The 8100-nt window shown below is 35.8% G+C and carries 7 protein-coding genes and 1 pseudogene; 6 read left to right on the top strand and 2 right to left on the bottom strand.

From position 1 onward, the window contains the following. Together RT405_RS08205 and RT405_RS08200 are read left to right on the top strand one after the other, a co-directional pair. Window positions 1-247 (top strand): annotated as a pseudogene (locus RT405_RS08205) (ABC transporter permease); the annotation flags it as partial. Window position 248: 1 nt separating this feature from the next. Then, complete coding sequence (locus tag RT405_RS08200; protein ID WP_313469037.1) at window positions 249-1052, top strand: ABC transporter ATP-binding protein; 804 nt, start codon at window positions 249-251, stop codon at window positions 1050-1052. Between the two features lie 45 nt (window positions 1053-1097). Here the strand turns inward: RT405_RS08200 and RT405_RS08195 are convergent, their stop codons facing one another. Then, window positions 1098-2066: a rhodanese-related sulfurtransferase gene (locus RT405_RS08195; protein WP_313469036.1), complete on the bottom strand. Its 969-nt coding sequence runs from the start codon at window positions 2064-2066 to the stop codon at window positions 1098-1100. A gap of 199 nt (window positions 2067-2265) precedes the next feature. On the opposite strand from RT405_RS08195, the gene RT405_RS08190 reads away from it, so the two are divergent. From RT405_RS08190 to RT405_RS08175, 4 genes are all read left to right on the top strand, one after another. Then, entirely contained in the window at window positions 2266-2811 is a 546-nt protein-coding gene (locus tag RT405_RS08190; protein WP_313469035.1) for a DNA-3-methyladenine glycosylase I, read from the top strand. Window positions 2812-2976: 165 nt separating this feature from the next. Continuing rightward, window positions 2977-4455: an NlpC/P60 family protein gene (locus tag RT405_RS08185; RefSeq protein WP_313469034.1), complete on the top strand. Its 1479-nt coding sequence runs from the start codon at window positions 2977-2979 to the stop codon at window positions 4453-4455. A gap of 513 nt (window positions 4456-4968) precedes the next feature. Further along, window positions 4969-6984 (top strand): cbb3-type cytochrome c oxidase subunit I, encoded by a 2016-nt coding sequence (locus tag RT405_RS08180; RefSeq protein WP_313469033.1) that lies wholly within the window; start codon window positions 4969-4971, stop codon window positions 6982-6984. Next, entirely contained in the window at window positions 6972-7244 is a 273-nt protein-coding gene (locus tag RT405_RS08175) for a hypothetical protein (RefSeq protein WP_313469032.1), read from the top strand. The genes RT405_RS08180 and RT405_RS08175 overlap by 13 nt, the downstream gene beginning before the upstream one ends. 235 nt (window positions 7245-7479) lie before the next feature. Here the strand turns inward: RT405_RS08175 and RT405_RS08170 are convergent. Next, window positions 7480-8100: M3 family metallopeptidase (locus tag RT405_RS08170; protein ID WP_313469031.1), on the bottom strand; the 621-nt coding region annotated here is incomplete at its 5' end.

Genomic DNA, 8100 nt, shown 5'->3' with positions numbered 1-8100 from the left:
AGTTATTATTGGAGAAGTTCTTTTCCGTAATTTGTCTTTTGTTAAACGTTTAGGAACAATTGTAATTGGGTCGATAGTTTACCGCTTGATTATTGATTTAGTTTTACAATTGGGTGTTGATCCCCAAGATATTAAGCTGTTTTCAGCTTTAATCCTAGCCATTGCGCTTTCAACCCCCTTATTGAAAAAGAAAAGAAAAAAAGCTCCGATGCAGTTCAAAAATAGATGGAAGAAAGGAGTGAATTAAGGTGACAGCTATTTTACAAATTAAAAATATCCATAAAAGTTTTGAGATGGGAACAATTAATGAAAATCATGTATTAAAAGGCTTGAATCTAACTATTGAAGAAGGCGAATTTGTTACGATTATTGGAGGAAATGGTGCTGGGAAATCAACACTATTAAACAGTATTGCTGGAAGCTTTTTTGTTGAATCTGGTCACATTTTTCTAGATGGCGAAGATGTAACGCATCAAAAAACAGCAGAACGAGCTAAAAATATTGGGCGTGTCTTCCAAGACCCTAAAATGGGAACAGCTACAAGGTTAAGTATTGAAGAGAATTTAGCAGTTGCATATAATCGTGGGAAAAAGCGTGGGCTGTCACTTGGAGTTAAAGAAAAGCAGCGCATAGAGTTTTGCGAACGACTAAAACAATTGGATTTGGGATTAGAAACTCGATTGAAAATGGAAGTAGGACTTTTATCCGGTGGGCAAAGGCAGGCGTTAACTTTACTGATGGCCACATTACAAACACCAAAACTATTATTATTAGACGAACATACAGCTGCCCTAGATCCAAAAACAAGTAAAATGGTACTTGAGTTAACGGATAAAGTTGTAAAAGAGGAACAGTTAACGACTATGATGATCACACATAACATGGAAAATGCGATTGAATACGGCAACCGGTTGATCATGTTGTATAATGGTCAAGTAGCAGTTGATGTTTCTGGTAAGAAAAAACAAAATATGACAGTTCCTGATTTGCTGGAGTTGTTCCATAAAAACAGTGGAGACCGTGTAAGTGATGATGCCTTGATTTTAGGATAATTAAAAAAGACAACAAAAAAAGCTGAGTTCTCAGCTTTTTTTTGTTTATAGAGTAGCTGTTGGCATTTTTTCTCCAATAGCCGCTAAGCGCTCGCTTACTTCTTCTTGACTCAAATGATGGTGCTTAACATATAAGTTCTCAGGAGCAACACGACACTCATGACAGCAGCCACGTAAATATTTGTGTTCATTTTCTTCTGAAGATAGAATTTGACGGTTACAACTCGGATTTGCACAGTTAACGTACCGTTCACAAGGTAAACCGTCGAACCAGTCGCGTCCAACTATTACATGTTCTTTTTGGTTAACAGGTACACTAATACGACTGTCGAAAACGTACATTTGTCCATCCCATAATTCTCCTTGTACTTCCGGATCTTTACCATACGTAGCAATTCCGCCATGCAATTGACCAACGTCTTTGAATCCTTCTTTAAGGAGCCAGCCTGAAAATTTTTCGCAACGGATTCCGCCAGTACAATAAGTAACGACTCGTTTATCCATAAACTGTTCTTTATTGTCTCGGATCCATTGTGGAAGTTCACGGAACGTACGGATTTCAGGGCGAACAGCTCCTCTAAAATGACCTAAATCATATTCATAGTCATTACGAGCATCAATAACAATTGTATTTTCATCTAAAATAGCTTCGCGAAATTCTTTAGGATCTAAATAAGTACCTGTAATCTCATTTGGATCGATGTCATCTTCTAGGTTTAACGCAACTAATTCCTGACGATAACGGACATGCATTTTTTTAAAAGCTTCTGAGCTTTCTTCGTCGATTTTAAATACCATATCAGCAAAACGAGCATCGGCATGCATCTCGTCCATATAACGCTGAGTTTGTTCAAACGTCCCAGAAACTGTGCCATTGATACCTTCTGCAGCTACTAAGATTCTTCCTTTTAAACCAATCTCTTTACAAAAAGCAAGATGCTCTGTTGTAAACTGTTCAGGGTCTTCAATAGGAACGTATTGGTAATAAAGCAATACACGGTAATCTTTAGACATTGTAAATCCTCCTAAATATCTTACTTTACATTATAGATAGACAAACTATCTGACACTATATTATACACTATCTTATTTTAAGAAAGCAAGACGAAAAATCAAACAGTGGATTTACTTTTTAAGCGGATACCGGTAAAATAAACTGTCAAGCTGTTTATAATCCAATAACGATAAAATGAAATTTGAAAGGATGGAGACGATGGAGCGCTGTGCTTGGGCAAAGACAGATTTGGATAAGCAGTATCATGACCAAGAATGGGGAAAACCGCATCATGAAGATGCAGCGTTGTTTGAACTCCTAATTCTTGAAACCATGCAAGCTGGCTTAAGCTGGTCTACTATTTTAGCAAAAAGAGAAAATTATCGAGCAGCTTTAGAAGAGTTCGATCCTGTGAAAATTCAATATTACGATCAGACTAAGATTGAAGAATTATTGCTGAATCCTGGCTTGGTTCGAAATAAGTTGAAAATGTACTCTATACCTAAAAATGCAGCAGCTTTTTTGGCTGTTCAAAAAGAATATGGCTCTTTTGACTATTATCTCTGGTCTTTTGTAGGTCATCAAACGATTGTTAACGTGTACGAAGAAGGAGAAAAGACACCAGTAAAAACAGCTTTATCAGAAAAAATAGCAAAAGATATGAAAAAGAAAGGTTTTTCTTTCATTGGCCCCGTGACTTGTTATGCATTTCTGCAAGCAGCGGGGTTGATCAATGATCATGAATCAGCTTGCCGATTTAAATAGATGGGCAGACACTGTTCAATTAAGTGATAAATTTTCTTATTTGACACTTAACTGTAACCTAAAAGAAATCTTATTGACGTGCTGTTCATGCTATACTAGTTCTTGTGAACAGACTATTAAATTTATTTAAAGAAATGAAAATAAATTTTTGGAGGAGAAATATTAGTGAATAAAAAATTACTTTCAATTGCTATTTTAGGAACAATGACTTTTAGTTCTCTTATTTTACCAACAACAGCAAGTGCCGAATCGTATACTGATAAAATTGAAGAAGCCAAACAAAATGCAAATCAAAACCAAAAAAACATAGATGAAACTGATCAAAAAATAAAAGGGTTAGCATCAGAAAAAGACAATACACAAGGACAATTGGAAAGCATCAATAACACTATCCGTGTGAACAAAGAAAAATCTCAAAAACTAGTTGCAGATATTCAAAAATCTCAAAAAGAAATGGATTCATTGCAATCTGAAATCACAACGTTAGAAGAAAAGATTGAGCAACGTAATGAACAATTGGATCAACAAGCTCGGACAGTTCAAACAAATGGTGACACACAGAACTACATAGAATTTATTATCGAAGCAGAGTCGTTAGTAGATGTACTGGGACGCGTAGATGTAGTCAGTCAAATGGTTAATGCCAATAAAACACTTGTTGAAGAACAAGTAGCAGACCAAAAATTAGTTGTTGAAAAGAAAACAAAAACTGAACAAACGATTGTACAGCAAAATGCTTTAGCTGCACAATTGGAAGATGCACAAACTTCACTTGAACAACAGTTATTAGAAAAAGAAGTAATTGTTTCTCAATTAGCTTCTGAAATGGCTACAGCTCAAGAAGATAAAGATGCCTTTTTAGCACAAAAAGCAGCAGCAGAAAGTGCAGTAGCTGAATATACTTCAGCTCAAGAAGCAGCAGAAAAAGCTGTACAAGTAGCATTTGAACAGAAAAAAGCAGAAGAAGCTGAAGCTGCTGAAAAGACAGAAAGTGAAGCAGCAAATGAATCAGTATCTGCAACCAGCTCTTCAGAACAAAATAATACAGAAACAGCGGCAGCAGCAACACCAGCTGCATCAACTAGCCAAGCAAGTCAATCAAGCAGCGACTCAAGTGAAACAAATCAAACAGCAAATAACAACACGTCAAGTTCAAACAGTTCAAGCACAAGCAGTTCAAACAGTTCAACTAAGCCAGCAGCCAGCAAACCAGCTGCAGACTCAACACCGGCTAAAAAACCAGCTCCGACGCCAGCTCCAGCTCCGTCATCTGGCGGAACATCGTTATCAGCGATGCAACCAGCGATCAATGCTGCTTTAGCTGCAGGCAAACCTTATTTATGGGGCGGAACATCGCTATCAGGCGGATTTGACTGTTCTGGATTTACGCAATACGTCTTTAACAACGTTGGAGTTTCAATTCCACGTGTAGCATCTGCACAATATAGTGCATCGACTCATGTTTCTAATCCTCAACCAGGAGACTTAGTGTTCTTCTCACTAGGCGGTTCAACTGTTGACCATGTGGGCATCGTTACTGGTGGCGGCGGGTTCATCGGATCACAAAGCAGTACAGGCGTAGCATATACCTCTTATACTTCTGGATGGTGGGCTAATAAAGTTGTTGGATTTGGACGTTACTAAAATAGAGTATCGAATAAAATGAATACTAACAGATAAATATGAACTAGTGAAAAAAGAAGCCATTCGGCTTCTTTTTTTTTATGAGCGAATCGTTTTTGAGATATAGGCGGACTATCATAATAAAGCAATCAACGTATCATATGAACTAAACTGCTCGTTTTTTTGAATGATGTGGTAAATGATTCACGTGATGTTTTTAATAGTTACTAAAATAAAGAAGCCGAAAAAATAAAATTAAAATTAAAATGAACTTGCCTTTTATTTCTTTGATTGAAGAAAAGTAAGCGTTTTTCCAGATTGAGAACTTGATTCATTTCTTAAAAAGAAATAAAAAAATTGATTTAAATCAATTTTTTAAAAAATAAATAGGACTATGCTATGTAAGGTTTTGATTGTGCTTTAACTGAAACAAAGTAAAAACAGCCTAATTTATATAATTAGACTAGAAATGCATTAGTTTAAAAGTTCTGCCGAGACTTAAAGGTTAGATTCATTGGAGGAGGAAAAAAAGTAATGGTGGAAAAACATCCTTTTAGAAGGTTAACTAAAATATTGATAGGGGTACTTGCTGTCGTTTTCTCAATATTGATTGCAGGAGGAATTTTAATTTTTAAAAATGAAGCGCCTCGTCCTACTAAAATGGTCTCAGAAGATGGCACTGTAGTCATGACAAAAAACGAATTGATAAGTGGACAGGCAGTATTTGAAAAATACGGATTAGCAGATTACGGAACGATTCTGGGAAATGGCTCTTATTTAGGACCAGATTATACAGCGCAAAGTCTGCATATCTATTTAAAAGGAATGGATCAGTACTACGGAGAAAAATTATATGGAAAAGAATATGAGGACTTATCAGACACGGAATTAGGCGGTATCAAAGAAAAAGTAAAAAACGAAATACGAGAGAATCGCTATGTTAAAAAAACAGATACCCTAGTGTTAACAGATGCCCAAGTTTACGGGGTTGATTATTTAAAAGAATATTATCGAGAAATGTTTATTAATAACCCTAAAGAAGCAGGTCTTCCTGAAAATATGATCGACCAAATAAAAACTTCTGATTATATGACAGACGGAAATAAAATTGATCACTTAACCAATTTCTTTTTCTGGAGTGCATGGGTATCTTCAACAAATCGTCCAGGTATGATTTATAGTTATACAAATAACTGGCCATACGATATGGATGCAGGAAATGTTATGACATCAGAAGCAATGGTTTGGACAGCTATCAGTGTGGCTGTTTTAGTTATAGGAGTAGCTGCAATATTATATGTACAGCGTCGTTATCATTTTGAAATGGATCAAGCCTATAGCGGAAATAATGTGCCTGATGTAAACGCAGATTTGCCTATTACTTCTAGTCAACGTAAAACAGGTAAGTTCTTTTTGATCGTAGTGTTAATGCTCTTGCTTCAGATTATGCTTGGAGAATTAATGTCTCACTACTATATAGAAAATGGATTTTTTGGGTTGCCAATTGAACGATTATTTCCATTTAATATTGCAAAAACATGGCATTTGCAGCTCGCCATTTTTTGGATAGCAACTGCATGGTTAGCAACGGGTATTTATATTGTGCCTCGTGTGTTAGGAAAAGAACCTAAACATCAAAGCAAACTAGTCGATCTTCTTTTTTGGGCTCTTATTTTCGTTATCGGCGGTAGTATGTTAGGTGAGTGGGGATCAATTTTAAATGTTATTAATGACAAATGGTGGCTTGTTGGTCATTTTGGCTGGGAATATCTTGAATTAGGTAAATTCTGGCAGATTTTATTCATTCTTGGAATGGTACTTTGGGTCGTTATTTTACTTCGTGGATTTATTCCTCGGATAAAATCACATAAAAAAGATGACAAGAAAGTATTGATCACATTGTTATTATTTGGTTCAATAGCAATTCCTGCTTTCTATTTAGCTTCTTTATTTATTGTTCCAGATTCTCATATTACATTTGCCGATTACTGGCGCTGGTGGATCGTTCATTTATGGGTAGAAGGAATTTTTGAGTCATTTGCAGTTATTTTAATTGGCTACTTAATGGTAAGTATGAAATTGACAACTGTTCGGTCAACTGTTCGTATGCTTTATTTCCAATTGATTTTATTGTTAGGTGCAGGTGTAGTAGGAATGGGACATCATTATTTCTGGGAAGGCGACCATTCTATATGGTTAGCACTCGGAGCTTGTTTTTCAGCTTTAGAAGTCGTCCCTCTTTGCTTACTTATCTGGGATGCATATACTCATTATAGAATTATGCGAGATAGTGGAAAAGAATTTCCATATAAAGGGACGTTTAATTTCCTTGCAGCAACGGGTATATGGAATGCAATTGGTGCAGGGGCATTAGGATTTTTGATCAACGCTCCTGCAATTAACTATTTTGAACACGGAACGCAATGGACATCTGCTCATGCACATGCTTCTATGGCTGGGGTTTATGGTATGTTCTCAATTGCTATTATGCTTTATGCATTACGCAACATTTCGAAAAAAAAATATGGGATAAGAAAATGGAAAAAATGATTACTTGGTCTAGCTGGTTATTAAATATTGGCTTAGCAGGAATGGTTTCAATCACTTTGCTTCCCGTTGGTTATTTGCAATTAAAAGATGCATTAGATTTTGGATATTGGCATGCACGTCAAACCTCTTTTTATAAAGCAACGCCTGTTTATGAATTACTATGGGCTCGTATGTTACCAGATTTGATTTTTACTGCAGGAGTTATTTTGCTGCTCATTATTGTCATAAAAGTCATGAGGAATTTGAAACCAGCGAAATAGCAATGAAAGTAATGTTAATTTAGTTGAAAGTTAAGACAATTAAATGTGATTAGTTTTGTTGTAAGTCAAAAGTTATCGGCATCAAAATAAAATAATAAAAAAATGGGAGCTTTTGAGCTCCTATTTTTTTTTGCAAAAGAACAGGAAAGCTGTGTGTTCGTGTTTAATGTCCAGAATATAAAAAAAGATAGTAGACCGGCAACTTTATCTTTCATAGTTGCCGGTCTGTTATCTTTTAAAGGTATTCTTCAGTTAATTCTAGGAAAGTTTTAATATCATTTCCCATGATTTTGATACCAGCTGTCCAAAAATCAGGTTTTGTTAAATCAGCATCCAAATGCTTCTTAGCTAAATCTTCTGTAGTCATTGAAGCTGTATCCCGTAATAAGGCGATGTACCGATCTTCAAAGCCTTTACTGTTTTCTAGTGATTGAGCATAAATTCCTAAACTGAAAAGATAGCCAAATGTATAAGGGAAATTGTAAAAAGGCACATCTGCAATAAAGAAATGAAGCTTACTAGCCCAAAAATGCGGGTGGTAAGAATTTAAAGAGTTTTGGTAAGCTTCTTTTTGAGCTGTTACCATCAATTCAGATAACCGTTCATCTGTTACTACGCCCATCTGACGTTCTTCATAGAATTTTGATTCAAAAATAAAGCGGGCATGGATATTCAAGAACATAGCCAAAGCATTTTGGATTTTTGTATCAAGCAGACCGATTTTTTCTTCTTTTGATTTGGCGTCTTTTACGGTGGCGTCTGCAACAATAAGCTCTGCAAAGGTGCTTGCAGTTTCAGCAACATTCATAGCATATTGCTGATTTAAAGCTGGAAGATCGTTCATTACATGACTATG

Source organism: Carnobacterium sp. (assembly GCF_032094055.1).
Taxonomy (GTDB): Bacteria; Bacillota; Bacilli; order Lactobacillales; family Carnobacteriaceae; genus Carnobacterium_A.
Note: the sequence above shows the minus strand (reverse complement) of the source record. Positions and strands in the feature narration are given on the sequence as shown.

Bases quoted from the DNA above. Each gene is read 5' to 3' on its own strand.
- RT405_RS08175 (WP_313469032.1), top strand. From the start codon at position 6,972: ATGGAAAAAATGATTACTTGGTCTAGCTGGTTATTAAATATTGGCTTA.
- RT405_RS08180 (WP_313469033.1), top strand. From the start codon at position 4,969: ATGGTGGAAAAACATCCTTTTAGAAGGTTAACTAAAATATTGATAGGG.
- RT405_RS08195 (WP_313469036.1), bottom strand. From the start codon at position 2,066: ATGTCTAAAGATTACCGTGTATTGCTTTATTACCAATACGTTCCTATT.
- RT405_RS08190 (WP_313469035.1), top strand. From the start codon at position 2,266: ATGGAGCGCTGTGCTTGGGCAAAGACAGATTTGGATAAGCAGTATCAT.